Origin of the sequence: Cellulomonas taurus (assembly GCF_012931845.1) — a bacterium.
Taxonomy (GTDB): domain Bacteria; phylum Actinomycetota; class Actinomycetes; order Actinomycetales; family Cellulomonadaceae; genus Cellulomonas; species Cellulomonas taurus.
Window position 1 is genome coordinate 2,038,317 of record NZ_CP051884.1, and the last position, 20,279, is coordinate 2,058,595.

Here is a 20,279-nt window from a genome sequence, read left to right on the forward strand (position 1 = left end):
TAGCAGGAGTCAGTCATCACGCGCCCCCGAACAGGGAGCCGAACCAGCGCACCAGGTCGTCCCAGCGCGCGCCGAGCAACCCGATCAGGGTCTGCCCGGCGGTGGTGGAGGCCAGCGCCACCCCGAGCGCCAGCAGACCTGCCAGCACCAGGAGGGTCAGCTGCACGTTGGAGATCCGGTTGCGGTACAGCCGGGACACGCCCTTGGCGTCCACCAGCTTGCCGCCGACCCGCAGCCGGGTCAGGAAGGTGCTCGCCATGCCCGCACGCCCCTTGTCCAGGAACTCGACCAGCGTGGCGTGCGTGCCGACCGCGACGATCAGCTCCGCGCCCTTGTCGTCGGAGAGCAGCATCGCGATGTCCTCGCTGGTGCCGGTCGCCGGGAACACGATGTGCGGCACGCCGAGCTGGTCCACCCGGCTCAGGCCCGGCGCGCGGCCGTCCCGGTAGGCGTGCACCACGATCTCCGCACCGCACTTGAGCGCCCGGTCGGAGACCGAGTCCATGTCGCCGACGATCATGTCCGGGGTCCACCCGGCGTCGATGATCGCGTCGGCGCCACCGTCCACCCCGATCAGCACGGGGCGGTACTCACGGATGTAGGACCGGAGGGTGACCAGGTCCTCCTTGTAGTGGTAGCCGCGCACCACGATCAGGACCTGACGTCCCTCGATCTGGGTGGTGATGTCCGGCACGCCCACGCCGTCGAGCAGCAGGTCCCGCTCACGACGCAGGTAGTCCATCGTGTTGGCGGCGAAGGACTCCAGCTGGGTGGACAGCCCGGCGCGGGCCTCCTCCTGGTCGCTGGCCACCGTCTGCTCGGTCTGCACCACGCCCTCGGCGAGGAGCGTCTCGCCGTCGTAGACCTTGCCGTCCACGATCCGCAGGTCGCGGCCCTCGCGGGCGGTCATGATGTCCGACCCGAGGTCGTCGATCAGCGGGATCCCCGCCTCGACCAGGATGCCCGGACCGAGGTTCGGGTAGCGGCCGGAGGTGGAACGGGCGGCATTGAGCACCGCGGCAGGTGCGGCGGCGACGAGTGAGTCGGCGGCGACCCGGTCGATGTCGACATGGTCGATCACGGCGATGTCACCAGGGCGCAGTCGCTTGGTCAGCGCCTTGGTCCGCGGATCGACCCGTGCGGGTCCGACGATCTCACCCGCGCGGGCAGCGGCGGGGCGTCGGCGCGAGGGCAGGAGTTTCATCGCCGTTCATCGTGCCATGTTTCGTTGCACCAATAGCTCTGCTGCGTGTGCGCGCGCCGCGGGCGAGTCGTCGCCGGAGAGCATCCGGGCCAGCTCGCTCACCCGGTCCTCGCCCTCGACCGCACGCACGTCCGAGGCGGTCACCACGTCCGCGCTGCCATCCGCTCCGCCGCGGGACTTGGTCACCACCAGGTGGCGATCGCCGAAGGCGGCGACCTGCGCCAGGTGGGTCACCACCAGCACCTGTGCCCCGGTGGCCAGCGCCGACAACCGGCGTCCGACCTCGGTCGCGGCCCGGCCGCCGACCCCCGCGTCCACCTCGTCGAAGACGAAGGTGCCCGGCCGGTCGTCGCCCTGATCCGGCGAGGTCGCCAGCGCCACCTCCAGGGCCAGCATCACCCGGGAGAGCTCACCGCCGGAGGCCCCCTTGCCCAGCGGGCGGGCCGGCGCACCGGCGTGCGGCAGCAGGAGCATCTCCACCGAATCTCCACCGTGCGGACCCAGCTCACCCGCGTCGGCGACCCGGACCTCCAGCCGCGCACCGGCCATCGCCAGCCCGGCCAGCTCCTCGGAGACGGTCTCGGCCAGTCGCCCGGCGGCGTCCCGGCGTGCGGCCCCGATCTGTGCGGCGAGCTCGGTCAGTCGCCGGTCCAGCCCGTCACGCTGCTCGTGCAGCGCGGTCAGCCGGTCCTCGCCGCCGTCGATCTGCAGCAGACGTTCGGCGCTCTCCTGCGACCAGCGCAGCACCGCCTCGATGTCCTCGCCGTAGCTGCGGGTCAGGGCGACCAGCTCGGCCCGTCGACCGAGCGCCTGCTCCAGCCGTGCCGGGTCGGCCTGCAGGTCCTGCAGGTAGGACGACAGCTCGGTCGCGGCATCCGCCAGCAGGTACCCGGCCTCGGCGACCCGGTCACGCAGCTCGATCAGCTTCGGGTCGTGCCCGCCACCGGCTTCCAGCTGCCGACGCGCCTGCTCCACCGCACCGGTCGCCGACAGGTCGGCGGTGGCGTCCTCCTCGCCCATCAGGATCTGGTGCGCGCCGGCCGCCGCCTGCCGCAGGTCCTCGGCGTGGGACAGTCGCTCGATCTCCGCGGTGAGCGCCAGGTCCTCCCCCGGCTGCGGGTCGACCCGCTCCACCTCGGCCAGGCCGAGCCGCAACAGCTCCGCCTCCCGGGCGAGTTCCTGCTTGCGCGAGGTCAGGTCCTCGATCTGCGCGTGCACCTGCCCTCGCTCGGCCCAGGTCGCCCGGTACTCGTCCAGCAACCCGCCGTGCGCCTGACCGGCGTAGGCGTCCAGCGCGTCCCGCTGGTGCGCCGCCGACCGCAGCCGGGTCTGGTCCATCTGCCCGTGCACGGTGATCAGGCTGTCGGCGAGTTCGGCGAGCACCGACTGCGGCACTGACCGGCCGCCCAGGTACGCCCGCGACCGACCCGGAGTGCCGTCGGTCCCGGCACCCACGGTGCGGAGCAGCAGCAGGCTGCCGTCGTCGTCGAGCGCTGCTCCGGCCTCCATCGCGCGGGCGGCCACCGTCGAATCCGTCGGCACGACGATCCGGCCCTCGACCACCGCCGACTCGGCACCGATCCGCACCGTCGCCGGGTCGGCCTTGCCGCCGAGCAGCAGGTTCAGTGCGGTCAGGACCATCGTCTTGCCCGCGCCGGTCTCACCGGTCAGCACCGTCAGACCCGGGTGCAACTGGATCCGGGCCTCGCCGATCACACCCAGGTCACTGATCGTGATCTCGTCGAACACTCTCGCCCTCGTCGTCTCGTCGTGTCGTGATGGTCCGGGTGGTTACTGCTCGTCCGACCGCCCGCGCCAGCCGACCACCGGCAGGTCGAACTTCTGCACCAGCCGGTCGGTGAACGGCGCCGGGGTCAGTCGGGCCAGCCGCACCGGCACCGGGGACCGCCGCACCTCGACCCGCGACCCGGCCGGCACCTCGATCCGGCGTCGACCGTCGCAGACCAGCACCGCCGGTGACGGCGACCGGGTCAGCACCTCGACCGCGATCACGCTGCGTGGACCGACCACCAGCGGCCGGGCGAACAGCGCGTGCGCCGACAGCGGCACCACGATCAGGCTGTCCACCTCCGGCCACACCACCGGCCCGCCCGCGGAGAACGCGTGCGCCGTCGACCCGGTGGAGGTCGCCAGCACCACGCCGTCGCAGCCGAAGGAGGACAGCGGCCGGTCGTCGACCTCGATGACCACCTCGACCATCTTGGCCGGCTCGGCCTTCTCCAGCGCCGCCTCGTTCAGCGCCCACCCCACGATCGGGTCCTTCGCCCCGGGGACCTGCACCTGGACCTGGAGCGTCGTCCGCTCCTCGACTCCGTAGTCGCCCGCGGCCACCCGACGCACGGCGTTCACGATGTCGTCGCGCTCGCTCTCCGCCAGGAAGCCGACATGGCCCAGGTTGATCCCGAGCAGCGGCACACCCGCGGCGCGGGCCAACTCCGCCGCGCGCAGGATGGTGCCGTCACCGCCGAGGATGATCGCCAGCTCGATGTTGTGGAAGCTCATCCCGGGCATGTCGTCCCCGGCACGCACCGGCTCGAAGCCGTGCGCCTCCAGCGCGGCGCAGGTCTCCTGCTCCGCGGTCACCGCCTCCGCGCGACCGCTGTGCGTCACCACCAGGACCCTGCGGGTCATGCGACCACCTGCTCCACGCGCTGCTCCCATTCCCGACTCGACTCCCCGGCGCCCAGCCGGAGGAAGAACTCCACGTTCCCGCTCGGACCGGGCAACGGGCTCGCCGCCACGCCCAGGACGCCCAGACCCAGCTGCTGCGCCCGCCGGCCGACGGTCAGCACCGACTCGATCCGCAGCTGGCGGCTGCGCACCACCCCGCCGGAGCCCAGTCGCTCCCGCCCGACCTCGAACTGCGGTTTCACCATCAGGACCAGGTCACCGCCCGGTGCCACCACCGCGGCGAACGCGGGCAACACCAGCGTGAGCGAGATGAACGACAGGTCGGCCACCACCAGCTCGGGTACGGGATCGAACTGCCCGGCGACCAGCTCCCGGACGTTCATCCCCTCGTGCACCACCACCCGCGGGTCCGACCGCAGCCGGTCCACCAGCTGGCCGTGGCCCACGTCGACCGCGAACACCTGCGCCGCGCCCCGGCGCAGCAGCACATCGGTGAAACCACCGGTGGAGGCACCCGCGTCCAGACAGACCCGTCCGGCCGGATCCACCCCGAACGCGTCCAGTGCACCGACCAGCTTGTAGGCGCCGCGCGACGCGTACCCGTCGTCGGCCTCGTCGTCGGAGACCCCGAGGACCTGCCCGGACGACCAGGTCGCCGACGCGCGTCGCACCGGTCGCCCGTCGACGGTGACGCGACCGGCCTCGATCAGCTCGGTGGCATGCCGACGCGACCGGGCCAACCCGTCCCGCACCAGCACCGCATCCACCCGCACGCCGCTCAGCCCTCCGCCTCCGCGAGCCGCCCCTGCAATCCCGCGTGCACCGCCTCGAACACGTCCAGCTGCTCGCGCGGCGACAACTCACTCACCTCGGCCAGCCGCCGCACCAGTCCGTCGACCTGCTCGTCACCCGTGGATTCCATCACCGCTCCTCTCTGGCCCCACGCTACCGGCGCCCACTGACGTCGGGGCGGTCGAAGCGGTGGTGGTCCCCAGGCCGCGACATCCCGTCACCCGTGGGTGACGGGGGTGGCGCGGACTCAGTTCCCGATCCGGAACTGCGGCACGCTGTCCGCGTCCAGCCCGGCACCGGAGTCCACGGCGGCCCAGGCGGCCGCACAGGCGGCGCGCACCAGGTCGACACCGCGATCGGCACCGCCGTCGGTTCCGTGCAGCTCCAATCGCCGGTCGGTGACCCGCGCGGCGGCGTCCCGCACCTGCCACCAGCCCTCGGCGACCTGCACCGGCTCCGGATGCGGCAGCAACAGCTCGCCCAGATCCGCCGCGATGAAGTGCGGGCGGAAACTCGGATCGGCCAGCACGTCGTCCCGGGCTGTCGACACCCCGGTCAGCACATGCAGTCCGGCGTAGCCCCCGGTCCGGGCGCCCGCCAGATCGGTGTCCAACCGGTCGCCGACCACCAGCGGGTGGGACGCCCCGGCACGGTCGACCGCCAGCTGGTACATCGTGGACGCCGGCTTCCCGGCGCTGTCCGGCCGCACCCCGGTCGCCGCCGTCACGGTGCCGACCAGTGCACCGTTGCCCGGCGCGAAGCCCCGGGCGGTCGGCAGGCTGAGGTCCAGGTTGCTCGCGACGAACCACGCACCACCGGCCACCGCGTAGGCCGCCTCGGCCAACTGGGCCCAACCGAGCTCGGGTGCGAAGCCCTGCGCCACGGCGTCCGGCTTGTCATCCGCCGAGTCCACGATCGTGAAGCCGGCCTCCCGCACCGCGGTGTACATCCCCGCGCCGCCGACCACCAGCACCTTCGCGCCCGGCGCCAGGCGGGTGCCGAGCAGCTGCGCACATGCCTGCGCCGCGGTCATCACGTCCCCCGCCTGCGCCGGGATGTCCAACCCGGTCAGCTGCTCCGCCACCGACCCCGGCTCGCGGGACGCATTGTTGGTGACGAACACCAGCCGCATGCCCGCGGCGCGCGCACCGCCGAGACCGGCGGACGCCCCCGCGATCGGCTCGTGACCCTTGTAGGCCACACCGTCCAGGTCGACCAGCGCCAGGTCGTAACGCTCGGCCAGCGGGATGTCGCTGCCGATCAGTCGTGCGTCGCTCACGCGTCCTCCGCTTCCTCGTCCGAGGCACCGGCCCCGGTCTCCTGATCCGGCCCCGACGCGTCGTCATCCGAGACGTCCTGACGGGCGGGGGCAGTCTCCTGCGTACCCGACGCGTCCTCGACGACCTCGGCGGTCGGGGCGTCCCCCGCGCCCGGCTCGACGGGCACCGCGGTGTCCTCCTCGCCGTCCAGCTCGGCGGACGCCGTGGCGTCGTCGTCCCCACCCAGCTCGACAGATGCCGCCGTCTCGTCGTCCAGCGCCTCGCCGTCGTCGGAGTCCTCGTCCTCTTCGAGGTCGTAGAGCAGCACGTCCTCGTCCTCATCCTCGACGACACCGGATGCACGCGCCAGGAGCGCCGCCGAGAATCCGGCCGTCGCGGCCTCGGCGTCCTGCTCCCGACCGGCCGCCCGCAGCGCCTCGGCCTTCGCCTGCGCCACCCGGGCCGCCAGCAGCGTCTGACCACCGACCCGGAAACCGGACAGGGACGCCAGCGCCCCGTCCACATCCCCCAGGTCGAGACGGGCACCGGAGACGACCATGGCCAGCTCAACCCTGGCCACATCGTCCAGGTGCTCGGCCTCCGGCGACTGGGCCAGGGCGATCGCACGCTCCGGTCGACCCAGGCCGCGCTCACAGTCCGCCATCACCGCGAGATGCTCCGACGAGCCGTTCAACCGTCGCACGGTCCGCAGCTCACGCAGCGCCTCGGCGAATCGGCCGGTGCGGTACGCGGTCAGACCGGCCGCCTCCCGGACGACGTCCACCCGCCCGCCGCGACGCGCCGCCGCCTGGGCATGCTGGTACGCCAGTTCCGGGTCCTCGTCGATCAGCCGCCCGGTCATCACCAGGTGCAGACCGACGATCTCCGCGTTGTCCTTGCTGAGAGTGCGCAGACGGGCCCGCACATCGCGGTCGAGCATGCTGAACGTGATGTCCTCGGGCAGCTCCGGACCGGGCACCCGCACGGACTGCGGCGGACGGCTCGGCCGACGCTCGTCCCCGAAGCCCCGGTCATCCCGACGCGGCCCACGATCACCAAAGCCCCGGTCATCCCGACGCGACCCCCGATCGCCGCTGAAGCCACCACGGTCAGCACCCGGACGACCCGGGCGCTCGTCCCGGCCACGACCACGGTCGTCCCGGAAACCGCCCCGCGGGCCTTCGCCGCCGCGCGCGGGACGGAAGCCACGCGAGGCCTCGCCACCGCGCCCATCACGGGCACCACCGTCACGGGGCCCTCGGTCACCGGCGCCGAACCCGCGGTCAGACCGCTGCCCGCGGTCCCGGTCACCACCGAAGCCCGCACCGTCGCGGCGGGGACCCCGCTCGTCCCGCGCACCGAAGGAACGCTCGCCGCGCCCATCGCGCCCACCGGACCCGAACGAACGTCCACCATCACGTCGCCCGTCCCGCCCGGCCGCGCCGTCAGCGTCGACCCGCCGCGGAGCACCGTCACGCCCAGCCCCCGGACGACCGCCACGCTCGCCCCAGGATCCGCGCCCGGCATCCCGCGCACCACCGAACCCGTGACCGCCGCGCTCGTCCCGTGCACCACCGAAACGCTGACCGCCGCGATCGTCTCGCGCACCGAACGAGCGCCCCTCGCGGGACCCCGCGTCGCGGCCACCACGAGCCGCGCCCTCGTCGCGCGAGCGGAAACCAGACCCATCGCGCCCATCGCTCGCCCGGAACGGGCGCCCGCCACGCTCATCGCGACCGCCGAACGGACGACCGCCGTCGCGCCGCTCACCGCCCGGACCGCCCTGACTCCGCGGCCCGGCAGATCGCCCATCGCGGTCCCCACGCGGCCCACGCTCATCACGACCGGCGAACGGACGGCCCCCGCGCTCATCACGAGCGCCGAACGGACGGCCCCCGCGCTCCTCACGACCGCCGAACGGACGCGCACCACGCTGGTCGCGGTCGCCGAACGGACGCGCACCACGCTGGTCGCGGTCGCCGAACCCACGGCCGCCCCGCTCACCAGCGCCGCCGCCGAACGAGCCTGTTCCGCGCTGCCCGCCGTCCCGCACCCCGGAACGCTCCCCGCCGCCGACCGGGCCACGCGCCCCCTCGCGCCGCTCCCCGCCGACACCACGCTCATCACGGCCACCGAAACGCTGCCCGCCACGCTCGTCGCGAGCAGTGAAGGGCCGCCCACCGCGCTCGTCCCGCCGCTGATAGCCACCGCGCTGGTCGCCGCTCCGACGCTCGCCCCCGGAGAACCCACCGGAATCACCACGCCGGTCGTCACCGCGGGAACCAGCGCCACCGCCCCGCGATCCTGCGCCCGTCACCGGGCGCCGCTCGTTCGAGTCGGCGCGACCGCCACCGGAGGAACGGTCGGAACGCTCCTGGCGCGCACCAGGGCGTCCCGCATCCCGTGCGCCGCCCTGCGCACCGCGCGTCCCCCGCTCGTCACGCACCGGTCGCGCGCCGCTGCGGCCAGCGCCGCCGGTCGACCCGCTGTCGTCCGTTCGACCCCGTCCGCGCGTCCCCGCGACCCGGGGAACCCGAACGCCCTCCGTGGAACCACCGGGCCGGCCTACCCGGGTGCGCCGGGGACCGCCGCTCCGCTGGTCGTCAGATCCGCCGGTCGTGCCACCGGAACGCTCGCGTGCGTCACTCATCGTCGTCCATCTCCTCGTCAGACACCTGCGCGTCATCGTCTCATCCGCGGACCCGACACCCCACACGGGGCGTCGCCACGGCGCGCGTCCAGGCCGGTCCACCACATCTGCCGTGCCCAGCACGGTCCGAAAACGACGAAAGGCCACCCCATGAGGGGTGGCCTTTCGTTGAAAGGTGTCCGGCGGCGTCCTACTCTCCCACACCCTGGCGAGTGCAGTACCATCGGCGCTGAGGGGCTTAGCTTCCGGGTTCGGAATGGGACCGGGCGTTTCCCCCTCGCTATGACCGCCGTAACTCTATCGAACTATCAAACACCTCTCCTGCAACCCGGTCGGGTCAGGGGTGTTCGCGGTTCGGGAACCGCACAGTGGACGCGTAGCAATGATGTTGTGGTGAAGTTGTCGGCTTATTAGTACCGGTCAGCTGCGGCAGTCGTTAGTCCTGCCTTCCACATCCGGCCTATCTACCCAGTGGTCTAGCTGGGAGCCTCTCACCCACAAGGGGCATGGAAACCTCATCTTGAAGCAGGCTTCCCGCTTAGATGCTTTCAGCGGTTATCCCTTCCGAACGTAGCTAACCAGCCGTGCTCCTGGCGGAACAACTGGCACACCAGAGGTTCGTCCGTCCCGGTCCTCTCGTACTAGGGACAGCCCTTCTCAAGTTTCCTGCGCGCGCAGCGGATAGGGACCGAACTGTCTCACGACGTTCTAAACCCAGCTCGCGTACCGCTTTAATGGGCGAACAGCCCAACCCTTGGGACCTACTCCAGCCCCAGGATGCGACGAGCCGACATCGAGGTGCCAAACCATGCCGTCGATATGGACTCTTGGGCAAGATCAGCCTGTTATCCCCGGGGTACCTTTTATCCGTTGAGCGACGGCGCTTCCACAAGCCACCGCCGGATCACTAGTTCCGACTTTCGTCCCTGCTCGACCTGTCAGTCTCACAGTCAAGCTCCCTTGTGCACTTGCACTCGCCACCTGATTGCCAACCAGGCTGAGGGAACCTTTGAGCGCCTCCGTTACATTTTAGGAGGCAACCGCCCCAGTTAAACTACCCACCAGGCACTGTCCCTGATCCGGATTACGGACCGAGGTTAGATATCCAGAGCGACCAGAGTGGTATTTCAACGTTGACTCCACGAACACTGGCGTGCCCGCTTCACAGTCTCCCACCTATCCTACACAAGCCGCACCGAACACCAATACCAAGCTATAGTAAAGGTCCCGGGGTCTTTCCGTCCTGCTGCGCGTAACGAGCATCTTTACTCGTAGTGCAATTTCGCCGAGTTCGCGGTTGAGACAGCGGGGAAGTCGTTACGCCATTCGTGCAGGTCGGAACTTACCCGACAAGGAATTTCGCTACCTTAGGATGGTTATAGTTACCACCGCCGTTTACTGGGGCTTAAATTCTGAGCTTCGCCTTACGGCTAACCCGTCCTCTTAACCTTCCAGCACCGGGCAGGCGTCAGTCCGTATACATCGTCTTGCGACTTCGCACGGACCTGTGTTTTTAGTAAACAGTCGCTTCCCCCTGGTCTCTGCGGCCCTCCACGCTCCCCAAGCAAGTCGGTTCACGCTTCAGGCCCCCCTTCTCCCGAAGTTACGGGGGCATTTTGCCGAGTTCCTTAACCACGATTCACTCGATCGCCTTAGTATTCTCTACCTGACCACCTGAGTCGGTTTAGGGTACGGGCGGCTAGAACCTCGCGTCGAAGCTTTTCTCGGCAGCATAGGATCACCCTCTTCCAGCATACGCTGTCACCATCAGTTCTCAGGCTATGTGAGTGGCGGATTTGCCTACCACTCGCCCTACGACCTTGGACGTGGACAACCATCGCCACGCTGGGCTACCTTCCTGCGTCACTCCTGTTAATACGCTTACCTACTACCGGATCGGGTCACGCGCTCCCCCACACGGTGACCACCGAAGTGGTCGATGTGCGGGCTCGGGCGTTTAGCATCACCGGGCTCGGTATGGGCGGTTCTTCGCCGGTACGGGAATATCAACCCGTTGTCCATCGACTACGCCTGTCGGCCTCGCCTTAGGTCCCGACTTACCCAGGGCGGATTAGCCTGGCCCTGGAACCCTTGGTCATTCGGCGGACGGGTTTCTCACCCGTCATTCGCTACTCATGCCTGCATTCTCACTCGTGTAGCGTCCACCACTGGGTTACCCCGCAGCTTCACCCGCCACACGACGCTCCCCTACCCATCCACACGCCTGGACCACGAAGGCCTAGCAGTATGTGTGAATGCCACAGCTTCGGCGGTGTACTTGAGCCCCGCTACATTGTCGGCGCGGAATCACTTGACCAGTGAGCTATTACGCACTCTTTCAAGGGTGGCTGCTTCTAAGCCAACCTCCTGGTTGTCTGTGCAACTCCACATCCTTTCCCACTTAGCACACGCTTAGGGGCCTTAGCTGGTGGTCTGGGCTGTTTCCCTCTCGACTACGGAGCTTATCCCCCGCAGTCTCACTCCCGCGCTCTCACTTACCGGCATTCGGAGTTTGGCTAACGTCAGTAACCTGGTAGGGCCCATCGGCTATCCAGTAGCTCTACCTCCGGCAAGAAACACGCGAGGCTGCACCTAAATGCATTTCGGGGAGAACCAGCTATCACGAAGTTTGATTGGCCTTTCACCCCTAACCACAGGTCATCCCCTCGGTTTTCAACCCAAGTGGGTTCGGTCCTCCACGCGGTCTTACCCGCGCTTCAACCTGCCCATGGCTAGATCACTTCGCTTCGGGTCTAGAGCACGCGACTATGATCGCCCTATTCGGACTCGCTTTCGCTACGGCTTCCCCACACGGGTTAACCTCGCCACGTACCACTAACTCGCAGGCTCATTCTTCAAAAGGCACGCTGTCACCCCTGCTAAGGAGGCTCCAACGGATTGTAGGCACACGGTTTCAGGTACTATTTCACTCCCCTCCCGGGGTACTTTTCACCTTTCCCTCACGGTACTTGTCCGCTATCGGTCACTAGGTAGTATTTAGGCTTAGCAAGTGGTCTTGCCAGATTCACACGGGATTTCTCGGGCCCCGTGCTACTTGGGATCCCCTTCAGGAGGCCATGCCATTTCGTCTACGGGGGTACCACCCTCTGTGCCGGGCCTTTCAATGCCCTTCGACTATGACACGACTTTGTAACTCCTTGGTTGCTCGGCAGAACAACCCGAAAGGTCCCACAACCCCGCATACGCAACGCCTGCCGGCTATCACACGCATACGGTTTGGCCTCATCCGCTTTCGCTCGCCACTACTCACGGAATATCTCTTCCTGCCGGTACTGAGATGTTTCACTTCCCGGCGTTCCCTCCACACACCCTATATATTCAGGTGCAGGTCACACGACATGACTCGTGCGGGGTTTCCCCATTCGGAAATCCTCGGATCACGGTTCGTTTGCCAACTCCCCGAGGCTTATCGCAGGCTACAACGTCCTTCTTCGGCTCCTAGTGCCAAGGCATTCACCCTGTGCCCTTAAAAACTTGACCACAAAGACATACAAAGATGCTCGCGTCCACTGTGCAGTTCTCAAACAACGAACGATCCCCAGATACAACCCGCACCTACCCACACCAACAGTGTGAACGGTTTGACACGGTCAACCAGGCCCGTACTGAAGTCACCACCCTCGCGGGCTGTTCCCTCAGGACCCAACAGTGCGCCCAAGGCCACCACCCCATCACCAGCCTCGTTCCACACCCCCACAGGAGTTGTACTAGACGCCAGCCACGAAACAGTGACCGCAGTTGATGTTCCACCCATGAGCACCACCCCAGACACGTACGGCCTGGGCATGGCCCCTGAACACCCACCTTCGCGGGTGCCAGATGCTCCTTAGAAAGGAGGTGATCCAGCCGCACCTTCCGGTACGGCTACCTTGTTACGACTTAGTCCCAATCGCCAGTCCCACCTTCGACGGCTCCCCCCACAAGGGTTGGGCCACCGGCTTCGGGTGTTACCGACTTTCGTGACTTGACGGGCGGTGTGTACAAGGCCCGGGAACGTATTCACCGCAGCGTTGCTGATCTGCGATTACTAGCGACTCCGACTTCATGGGGTCGAGTTGCAGACCCCAATCCGAACTGAGACCGGCTTTTTGGGATTCGCTCCACCTCGCGGTATCGCAGCCCTTTGTACCGGCCATTGTAGCATGCGTGAAGCCCAAGACATAAGGGGCATGATGATTTGACGTCATCCCCACCTTCCTCCGAGTTGACCCCGGCAGTCTCCTATGAGTCCCCGGCATAACCCGCTGGCAACATAGGACGAGGGTTGCGCTCGTTGCGGGACTTAACCCAACATCTCACGACACGAGCTGACGACAACCATGCACCACCTGTACACCGACCTTGCGGGGCAACCATCTCTGGAAGTTTCCGGTGTATGTCAAGCCTTGGTAAGGTTCTTCGCGTTGCATCGAATTAATCCGCATGCTCCGCCGCTTGTGCGGGCCCCCGTCAATTTCTTTGAGTTTTAGCCTTGCGGCCGTACTCCCCAGGCGGGGCACTTAATGCGTTTGCTGCGGCACGGAACTCGTGGAATGAGCCCCACACCTAGTGCCCAACGTTTACGGCATGGACTACCAGGGTATCTAATCCTGTTCGCTCCCCATGCTTTCGCTCCTCAGCGTCAGTTGCGGCCCAGAGACCTGCCTTCGCCATCGGTGTTCCTCCTGATATCTGCGCATTCCACCGCTACACCAGGAATTCCAGTCTCCCCTACCGCACTCTAGTCTGCCCGTACCCGATGCAAGCTCAAGGTTGAGCCTTGAGTTTTCACACCAGACGCGACAAACCGCCTACGAGCTCTTTACGCCCAATAATTCCGGACAACGCTTGCGCCCTACGTATTACCGCGGCTGCTGGCACGTAGTTAGCCGGCGCTTCTTCTGCAGGTACCGTCACTTTCGCTTCTTCCCTGCTGAAAGAGGTTTACAACCCGAAGGCCGTCATCCCTCACGCGGCGTCGCTGCATCAGGCTTGCGCCCATTGTGCAATATTCCCCACTGCTGCCTCCCGTAGGAGTCTGGGCCGTGTCTCAGTCCCAGTGTGGCCGGTCGCCCTCTCAGGCCGGCTACCCGTCGTCGCCTTGGTAGGCCATTACCCCACCAACAAGCTGATAGGCCGCGAGTCCATCTCTGACCGATAAATCTTTCCAGACACTTCGGATGCCCGAGCGTCTCGTATCCAGTATTAGACCCCGTTTCCAAGGCTTATCCCAGAGTCAGAGGCAGGTTACTCACGTGTTACTCACCCGTTCGCCACTGATCCACCCAGCAAGCTGGGCTTCACCGTTCGACTTGCATGTGTTAAGCACGCCGCCAGCGTTCGTCCTGAGCCAGAATCAAACTCTCCGTGAATGTCTCATTGGCACCCACCACCCGAAGGCAGCGAGCAACCGACACACAAAGCGGCACCACACACGCTGACGAATGTGGCACCAATCAGATTCGGCTGTATCACACAACCCGGACGGGGTCCGGATCATGCATATCAACCAAAAGCTTCGACCACCCTTCACCCACCACCATGCTGGTAGTAGACTCCAAGCAAGCCGAGCCATTTGGCATCAACTACTTAGGCACACTGTTGAGTTCTCAAAGAACAGTCGCGCATCCTCTTTCGGCTCCTGGTGGAGCTTCCGGCCGGAGGCTTCTTCGTTTTCAAGCTTACCAGACCGTTTCGGGCGGATTCACCGGCCGTTTCCGGCTGATTCATCTTCCTGATCTGGTCTCAGCGCGACGAACGCGACGCCGAAGCGTCTGTCGGTCGATCTGAGGGGATGTCGCTCGTGGGACCAGCCACCGGGTTGATCCGCGGTGTCCGTTCCTCCCTGCCGGGCGACTCAGAGAACATTACGCGGACCCTCGGGTGAGCGTCAAATCAGCTTGACCGCGCGGTCATCCAGGGCATCTGACCTGCGTCGATGCCCGATGTCCGTGCTCGTGGCGCTGCGTCCCGTCGGTTCTCGGCCCGCTCGCGTCCTCGGTTGTGCGTCCAGACTGCACCCGGACCGATCGCGCCGCCAGCCGGGGCGACGACGGGGTGGCTCCACGCATCGGAGCCACCCCGTCGTCGTGGGTGGGTCAGGCGACGACCCGGCCGGCTGCCAGGGTGCGCTTGCCGCGACGAACCAGGACCCACCGCCCGTGCAGAAGGTCGTCGGCGGACACGGTGGCGGCGTCGTCGGTGACCTTGCGGTTGTTGACGTAGGCACCGCCCTCCGCGATCGCGCGCCGGGCTGCGCCCTTGGACGGGACGATGCCGGTCGCCGCCAGGACGTCGACGATCGGGTCGCCGACCCGCACCTCGGCGGTGGGCAGCTCGGCGGTGGCCGCACCCAGGGTGGCGGCGTCCAGCTCGCTCAGGTCTCCCCCGCCGAAGAGCGCCCGAGAGGCGGCGATCACCTTGTCGGTCGCGTCGGTCCCGTGCACCAGGCTGCAGACGTCGTAGGCCAGAGCGCGCTGGGCCTCGCGTGCGGCCGGGCGCTCGGTGGTCAGGCGTTCGAGCTCGGCGATCTCCTCCTGGGTGCGGAAGGTGAAAACCTTGAGGAAGCCGACGACCTCGGCGTCGTCGACGTTGAGCCAGAACTGGTAGAAGGCGTAGGGGCTCATCATCTCCGGGTCGAGCCAGATGGCCCCACCCTCGGACTTGCCGAACTTGGTGCCGTCCGCCTTGGTGATCAGCGGCGTGGTCATCGCGTGCACGGTGGTCTGCTCGCTCTTGCGGATCAGCTCCACCCCGGACAGCAGGTTGCCCCACTGGTCGTTGCCCCCGGTCTGCAGGGTGCAGCCGTAGCGGCGGTGCAGCTCGAGGAAGTCCATCCCCTGCAGGATCTGGTAGCTGAACTCGGTGAAGGAGATGCCCTCGTCGCTGGCCAGTCGACGCGCGACGGTGTCCTTGGCGAGCATGGTGCCGAGTCGGTAGTGCTTGCCGATCTCACGCAGGAAGTCGATCGCCGACAGTTCGCCGGTCCAGTCCAGGTTGTTCACCATCCGCGCCGGGTTCTCGCCGTCGAAGTCCAGGAAGCGACCGATCTGGGTCTGCAGGCGCTGCACCCACTCGGCGACGGTGTCCTTGGTGTTGAGCACCCGCTCACCGGACATCCGCGGGTCACCGATCAGACCGGTGGCGCCACCGACCAGAGCGAGCGGGTGGTGTCCGGCCAGCTGCAGGTGCCGCATGACGATCAGTTGGACGAGGTGGCCGTGGTGCAGGCTCGGCGCGGTGGGGTCGAAGCCGGTGTAGAAGGTCACCGGTCCCGCCGCGAGGGCCTCGCGCAGCGCCTCGACGTCGGTGTTCTGGGCGATGAGTCCGCGCCAGGCGAGCTCGTCCAGGATGTGGGTCACGTCGTACTCCTCGGGGAATCGACCGTGCGGGAGCACCGCACGGGGTGTCGGGGGCGACGGGCGGAGACAGCACGCCCGCGCGAAGGACTCATGCCGACGTCGCCCCGCGCTGCGGGCTGTTCCTCGACGTCGGCCGTCGATACGCCGGTCGATAGGCGGACACGGTCGGCTCACCGGTCAGCCACAGCCGCCACGGGAAACGGGTGGCGTCGCCGCCGTCACCGCTCACCCCGACCCGGGGGCCGGTCGCGTAGGGCGGGCGAGGCACATCCGGTCGACGGTGCAGGGTGATCGGGCCGCCGGGCTCGGTGATGTCCGCGCCGTTGGCCGACAGGTCGATCCCGAGCGCGACGGTGAGCCGGGCGGGCCCCCGGGCGATCTGGCGGTCCGAGTCGACCACACCCGCGGCGGCGCGCCGGGCGCGGGCCAACTCCACCCCGTCGACCACCTCACCGGCACGCAGCAGCACCGCCGAGGCGTGGCCCGCCGGTCCGGTGACGATGTTCATGCAGTGGTGCAGGCCGAGGTGGCGGTAGACGTACAGGCGGCCGGGCTCGCCGAACATCACCGCGTTCCGGGCGGTCCTGCCACGGAAGGCGTGCGAGCCGGGGTCGTTCGCGCCGTCGTAGGCCTCGACCTCGGTGAGCCGGATGGTGACGGTGCCCTCTGGCGAAGCGACGGTCAGCAGGGTGCCGAGCAGGTCGGCCGCGACGTCGAGCGACCCGCGCTGGAACCAGGTGCGGGCCGGGACCGGTAGCGCGTCGACCTGCACGTCGTCGGACGCCGGGGCCTCGGCCGGGGAGGTGACCGGGCCGTGGTCGTGCCCGGCGGGGGCGACGGGGTCCGGGGCCTGGCTCACGGGGCCATCCTGCCGCATGGACGGGGCGGGGCGGGTGAGGTGCCCAGAGCGGGTGGACGTCGACGGCTGCGCGCGGACCGGAGTCGGTCAGGGCAGGAGGTGGCCGTGGCCGTCGAGGCGGAGGTCCGCCCGTTCGCGGGTGCGCTCCGCGGTGTAGTGGGCCCGTTCGGCGGTCATCCAGCGCAGCCAGTGCGGTCGGGCGTCGTCCCCGTCGCGCGCGAGCCCGCGGGCGAGGCGCTCGGCGTCGTCGGTCTCGACCCAGAGCACGGTGCTGGCCGAGCCGGCGGTGCGACGGGCGGCGGAGCCACAGCCTTCGACGATCAGGTGATCGGCGGCGGGGACCTGGACGGTCTCCGCGAGTTCCCCGGAGAACCAGTCGTACCGGCGGTAGGCGGCGGGTCGGTGGTCGGCGAGGGGGCGCAGCACCTCGTCGCGGAGTCGGTCGATGCCGGCGTCCAGTCCTGACCAGCCGAGGTAGAGGTCGTCCATGTGGATCAACGGCGGGTGGTGCAGGGCCGCGGCGAGGGCGGCGGCCAGGGTGGTCTTGCCGGAGCCGGCCGGGCCGTCGACCAGGATCAGGCGGGTGTGACCGAGGTGGGCGGGGGCGGACCGGATCCGGGCGAGCAGGGTCGCCAGCGTGGGGATGTCGGCCCTCGGCGACCCGGGCGACATATCGCCTTCGGTGGAGGGGTGGGGTGCCGGGGTACCGGGAGGCTCGGCGGGGTGGTCGCCGGGGTGGTCGGGCGGTGCGGCGGCGCCCGGGGCGGACGGGTCCGTGCGGGACGGCCTCCGCCCCGGGCGCGCCTGGGTCACCTCAGCGGGTCCACTCGCGCAGCTCCGCCGCCCGGGTACGGGCACGGGTGAGCTGCTCGGCGACCCGGATCGGGGCGGTGCCGCCGCGGGCGTCGCGGGAGGCGACCGACCCCTCGACGGTGAGCACCTCGCGGACTGCGGGGGTGAGGTGCTCGGAGATGGCCGCGAGTTCGTCGTCGGTCAGTTCCCACAGCTCGATCGGCGGGGTGTGCTGCTCGCACGCCTGGACGCAGGCACCGGCGACCTCGTGGGCGATCCGGAACGCGACGCCCTGGCGGACCAGCCACTCGGCGATGTCGGTGGCCAGGGAGAATCCCTGCGGCGCGAGGGAGGCCATCCGGTCGGTGTCGAACCGGAGGGTGGCGACCATGCCGGCGAAGGCGGGCAGCAGCACCGAGAGGGTGTCGACCTGGTCGAAGACCGGCTCCTTGTCCTCCTGCAAGTCACGGTTGTACGCCAGCGGGAGGCTCTTGAGCGTGGTCAGCAGGCCGGTGAGGTCGCCGACCATCCGGCCCGCCTTGCCACGGGCGAGCTCGGCGACGTCCGGGTTCTTCTTCTGCGGCATGATGCTCGACCCGGTGGAGTAGGCGTCGTCCAAGCGGGCGAAGCCGAACTCGTGGGTGGACCAGAGGACGATCTCCTCGGCGAACCGGGACAGGTCGACGCCGAGCATGGCGGAGACCCAGGCGAACTCGGCGACCACGTCCCGGCTGGCGGTGCCGTCGATGGAGTTCTCCACCGACGAGTCGAAGCCCAGGTCGGAGGCGACGGCGACCGGGTCGAGTCCGAGGGAGGACCCGGCCAGGGCACCGGAGCCGTAGGGCGAGACGGCGGCGCGCCGGTCCCAGTCGGTGAACCGCTCGACGTCCCGCAGCAGCGGCCAGGCGTGCGCCAGCAGGTGGTGGGCGAGCAGCACCGGCTGGGCGTGCTGCAGGTGGGTGCGACCGGGCATGATCGCCTCCCCCGCCGACTCGGCCTGCGCGACCAGGGCGTCCACCACGTCCAGGGCCAGACCGGCGAGGTGCCGGGCCTCCTGGCGCAGGTACATCCGCACCAGGGTGGCGATCTGGTCGTTGCGGGACCGGCCCGCGCGCAGGCGACCACCGAGGTCGGCGCCCGCACGCTCGATCAGGCCGCGCTCCAGGGCGGTGTGCACGTCCTCGTCGTCCGGCGCCGGGGTGAAGGCACCGGAGGTGACATCGGCGAGCAGCCGGTCCAGGGCGTCCAGCATCCCGGCCAGCTGCTCGTCGGTCAGCAGACCGGCAGCGTGCAGCACCCGGGCGTGCGCCGTCGACCCGGCGATGTCCTGCGGGGCCAGCCGCCAGTCGAAGTGGGTCGACTTCGACAGTGCCGCCAACGCATCCGCCGGGCCGCCGGCGAACCGGCCACCCCAGAGCGCGACGTGCTCCGTCGGCTCCCCCGTGGGCTGCTCAGGCACTGATGCCGCCCTGCTCGCCCAGGTCCTCGCCGCGGCCGAACTTCACGTCGCGGGCAGCCGCCAACTTGGAGGACAGGCCGTAGATCTCGATGAAGCCGCGGGCCGCCGCCTGGTCGAAGGTGTCGCCGGTGTCGTAGGTGGCGAGGTTGAAGTCGTACAGGCCGGAGTCGGAACGCCGACCGGTCACCGTGGCGCGGCCACCGTGCAGCTCCATCCGGATCTCGCCGGAGACGTAGCGCTGGGTGTCGTCGATGAAGGTGTCCAGCGACTTCTTCAGCGGGGAGAACCACTGGCCGTCGTAGACCAGCTCGGTCCAGCGCTGCTCGACCTGGCGCTTGAACCGGGCCTGCTCGCGCTCGACGGTGACGTTCTCCAGCTCCTGGTGCGCGGCGATCAGCGCGATGGCGCCGGGCGCCTCGTAGACCTCGCGGGACTTGATGCCGACCAGGCGGTCCTCGACGATGTCGATCCGGCCGATGCCCTGGGCACCGGCGCGGCGGTTCATCTCCTGGATGGCCTGCAGCGGGGTGACGGCGACGCCGTCCAGGGCGACCGGGATGCCCTGCTCGAAGGTGATGACGACCTCGTCGGCGACCGGCGGGAAGGTCGGGTCGTCGGTGTAGGTGTAGACGTCCTTGGTCGGACCGTTCCAGATGTCCTCCAGGAAGCCGGTCTCGACGGCGCGGCCCCAGACGTTCTGGTCGATGGAGAACGGGTTGTGCTTGGTGGTGGCGATCGGCAGCTGCTTGCGCTCGGCGAACTCGATCGCCTTGTCGCGGGTCAGCGCCAGGTCACGAACCGGGGCCAGGCACTTCAGGTCCGGGGCGATGGAGGTGATGCCGACCTCGAACCGGACCTGGTCGTTGCCCTTGCCGGTGCAGCCGTGGGCGACGGTGGTGGCGCCGAACTGCCGGGCGGCGCGGACCAGGTGCTTGACGATCACCGGGCGGGACAGCGCGGAGACCAGCGGGTAGCGGTCGAGGTACATGCCGTTGGCGCGCAGCGCGGGCATGCAGTACTCGGCGGCGAACTCGTCCCGGGCGTCGGCGACGTAGGCCTCGACGGCACCGCAGTCCAGGGCGCGGCGACGGATGGTCTCCAGGTCCTCACCGCCCTGGCCGACGTCGACCGCCACGGCGATCACCTCGGCACCGGTCGCCTCGGCGATCCAGCCGATACCCACGGAGGTGTCCAGTCCGCCGGAGTAGGCGAGGACGACGCGCTCAGTCATGTGTGTTCCTTCTTCGATCT

13 protein-coding genes and 3 rRNA genes are annotated in these 20,279 nt (G+C 68.7%); all 16 read right to left on the reverse strand.

Annotated features, from left to right (window positions below; all coding sequences use genetic code 11):
- Positions 1–16: 16 nt before the first annotated feature.
- On the reverse strand, positions 17–1,204 hold the full coding sequence (gene steA / locus HGK68_RS09505) for a putative cytokinetic ring protein SteA (RefSeq protein WP_169165751.1): 1,188 nt from the start codon (positions 1,202–1,204) through the stop codon (positions 17–19).
- Positions 1,205–1,210: 6 nt separating this feature from the next.
- Positions 1,211–2,953, reverse strand: coding sequence for a DNA repair protein RecN (recN, locus tag HGK68_RS09510; RefSeq protein ID WP_169165752.1), 1,743 nt, complete (start codon positions 2,951–2,953; stop codon positions 1,211–1,213).
- Positions 2,954–2,995: 42 nt separating this feature from the next.
- Positions 2,996–3,856: an NAD kinase gene (locus HGK68_RS09515; RefSeq protein WP_169165753.1), complete on the reverse strand. Its 861-nt coding sequence runs from the start codon at positions 3,854–3,856 to the stop codon at positions 2,996–2,998.
- A complete protein-coding gene (locus HGK68_RS09520) occupies positions 3,853–4,629 on the reverse strand; it encodes a TlyA family RNA methyltransferase (RefSeq protein WP_343036864.1) in 777 nt (258 codons plus the stop codon). The genes HGK68_RS09515 and HGK68_RS09520 overlap by 4 nt, the downstream gene beginning before the upstream one ends.
- Positions 4,630–4,634: 5 nt before the next feature.
- On the reverse strand, positions 4,635–4,778 hold the full coding sequence (locus HGK68_RS09525; RefSeq protein WP_169165754.1) for a hypothetical protein: 144 nt from the start codon (positions 4,776–4,778) through the stop codon (positions 4,635–4,637).
- Positions 4,779–4,895: 117 nt separating this feature from the next.
- Entirely contained in the window at positions 4,896–5,927 is a 1,032-nt protein-coding gene (locus HGK68_RS09530) for an HAD-IIA family hydrolase (RefSeq protein WP_169165755.1), read from the reverse strand.
- A complete protein-coding gene (locus HGK68_RS09535) occupies positions 5,924–6,847 on the reverse strand; it encodes a tetratricopeptide repeat protein (RefSeq protein WP_169165756.1) in 924 nt (307 codons plus the stop codon). The genes HGK68_RS09530 and HGK68_RS09535 overlap by 4 nt, the downstream gene beginning before the upstream one ends.
- Complete coding sequence (locus HGK68_RS09540; protein ID WP_169165757.1) at positions 6,769–8,199, reverse strand: hypothetical protein; 1,431 nt, start codon at positions 8,197–8,199, stop codon at positions 6,769–6,771. Before HGK68_RS09540 ends, HGK68_RS09535 begins: the two co-directional genes overlap by 79 nt.
- A gap of 535 nt (positions 8,200–8,734) precedes the next feature.
- A 5S ribosomal RNA gene (rrf, locus tag HGK68_RS09545) occupies positions 8,735–8,851 on the reverse strand.
- A 96-nt stretch (positions 8,852–8,947) separates the two neighbouring features.
- Positions 8,948–12,058 (reverse strand): 23S ribosomal RNA (locus HGK68_RS09550).
- A gap of 350 nt (positions 12,059–12,408) precedes the next feature.
- Positions 12,409–13,929: ribosomal RNA gene (locus tag HGK68_RS09555) — 16S ribosomal RNA — on the reverse strand.
- The 16S, 23S and 5S rRNA genes sit together here, the layout of an rRNA operon.
- A 726-nt stretch (positions 13,930–14,655) precedes the next feature.
- Positions 14,656–15,918: a tyrosine--tRNA ligase gene (gene tyrS, locus HGK68_RS09560; protein ID WP_169165758.1), complete on the reverse strand. Its 1,263-nt coding sequence runs from the start codon at positions 15,916–15,918 to the stop codon at positions 14,656–14,658.
- 88 nt (positions 15,919–16,006) lie between these two features.
- Positions 16,007–16,690, reverse strand: coding sequence for a DNA-3-methyladenine glycosylase (locus HGK68_RS09565; RefSeq protein WP_246260725.1), 684 nt, complete (start codon positions 16,688–16,690; stop codon positions 16,007–16,009).
- Positions 16,691–16,864: 174 nt separating this feature from the next.
- Complete coding sequence (locus tag HGK68_RS09570) at positions 16,865–17,449, reverse strand: nucleoside/nucleotide kinase family protein (protein ID WP_169165760.1); 585 nt, start codon at positions 17,447–17,449, stop codon at positions 16,865–16,867.
- Positions 17,450–17,591: 142 nt separating this feature from the next.
- Complete coding sequence (argH, locus tag HGK68_RS09575) at positions 17,592–19,028, reverse strand: argininosuccinate lyase (protein ID WP_169165761.1); 1,437 nt, start codon at positions 19,026–19,028, stop codon at positions 17,592–17,594.
- Positions 19,021–20,259, reverse strand: a complete 1,239-nt coding sequence (locus tag HGK68_RS09580; RefSeq protein ID WP_169165762.1) for an argininosuccinate synthase — start codon at positions 20,257–20,259, stop codon at positions 19,021–19,023. Before HGK68_RS09580 ends, argH begins: the two co-directional genes overlap by 8 nt.
- Positions 20,260–20,279: the final 20 nt, after the last annotated feature.

What these genes read in the sequence shown, in the direction of transcription:
- HGK68_RS09525 (WP_169165754.1), bottom strand. Translation starts at nt 4,778, where the DNA reads ATGGAATCCACGGGTGACGAGCAGGTCGACGGACTGGTGCGGCGGCTG.
- steA (WP_169165751.1), bottom strand. Translation starts at nt 1,204, where the DNA reads ATGAAACTCCTGCCCTCGCGCCGACGCCCCGCCGCTGCCCGCGCGGGT.
- HGK68_RS09535 (WP_169165756.1), bottom strand. Translation starts at nt 6,847, where the DNA reads ATGCTCGACCGCGATGTGCGGGCCCGTCTGCGCACTCTCAGCAAGGAC.
- HGK68_RS09570 (WP_169165760.1), bottom strand. Translation starts at nt 17,449, where the DNA reads ATGTCGCCCGGGTCGCCGAGGGCCGACATCCCCACGCTGGCGACCCTG.
- HGK68_RS09515 (WP_169165753.1), bottom strand. Translation starts at nt 3,856, where the DNA reads ATGACCCGCAGGGTCCTGGTGGTGACGCACAGCGGTCGCGCGGAGGCG.
- HGK68_RS09580 (WP_169165762.1), bottom strand. Translation starts at nt 20,259, where the DNA reads ATGACTGAGCGCGTCGTCCTCGCCTACTCCGGCGGACTGGACACCTCC.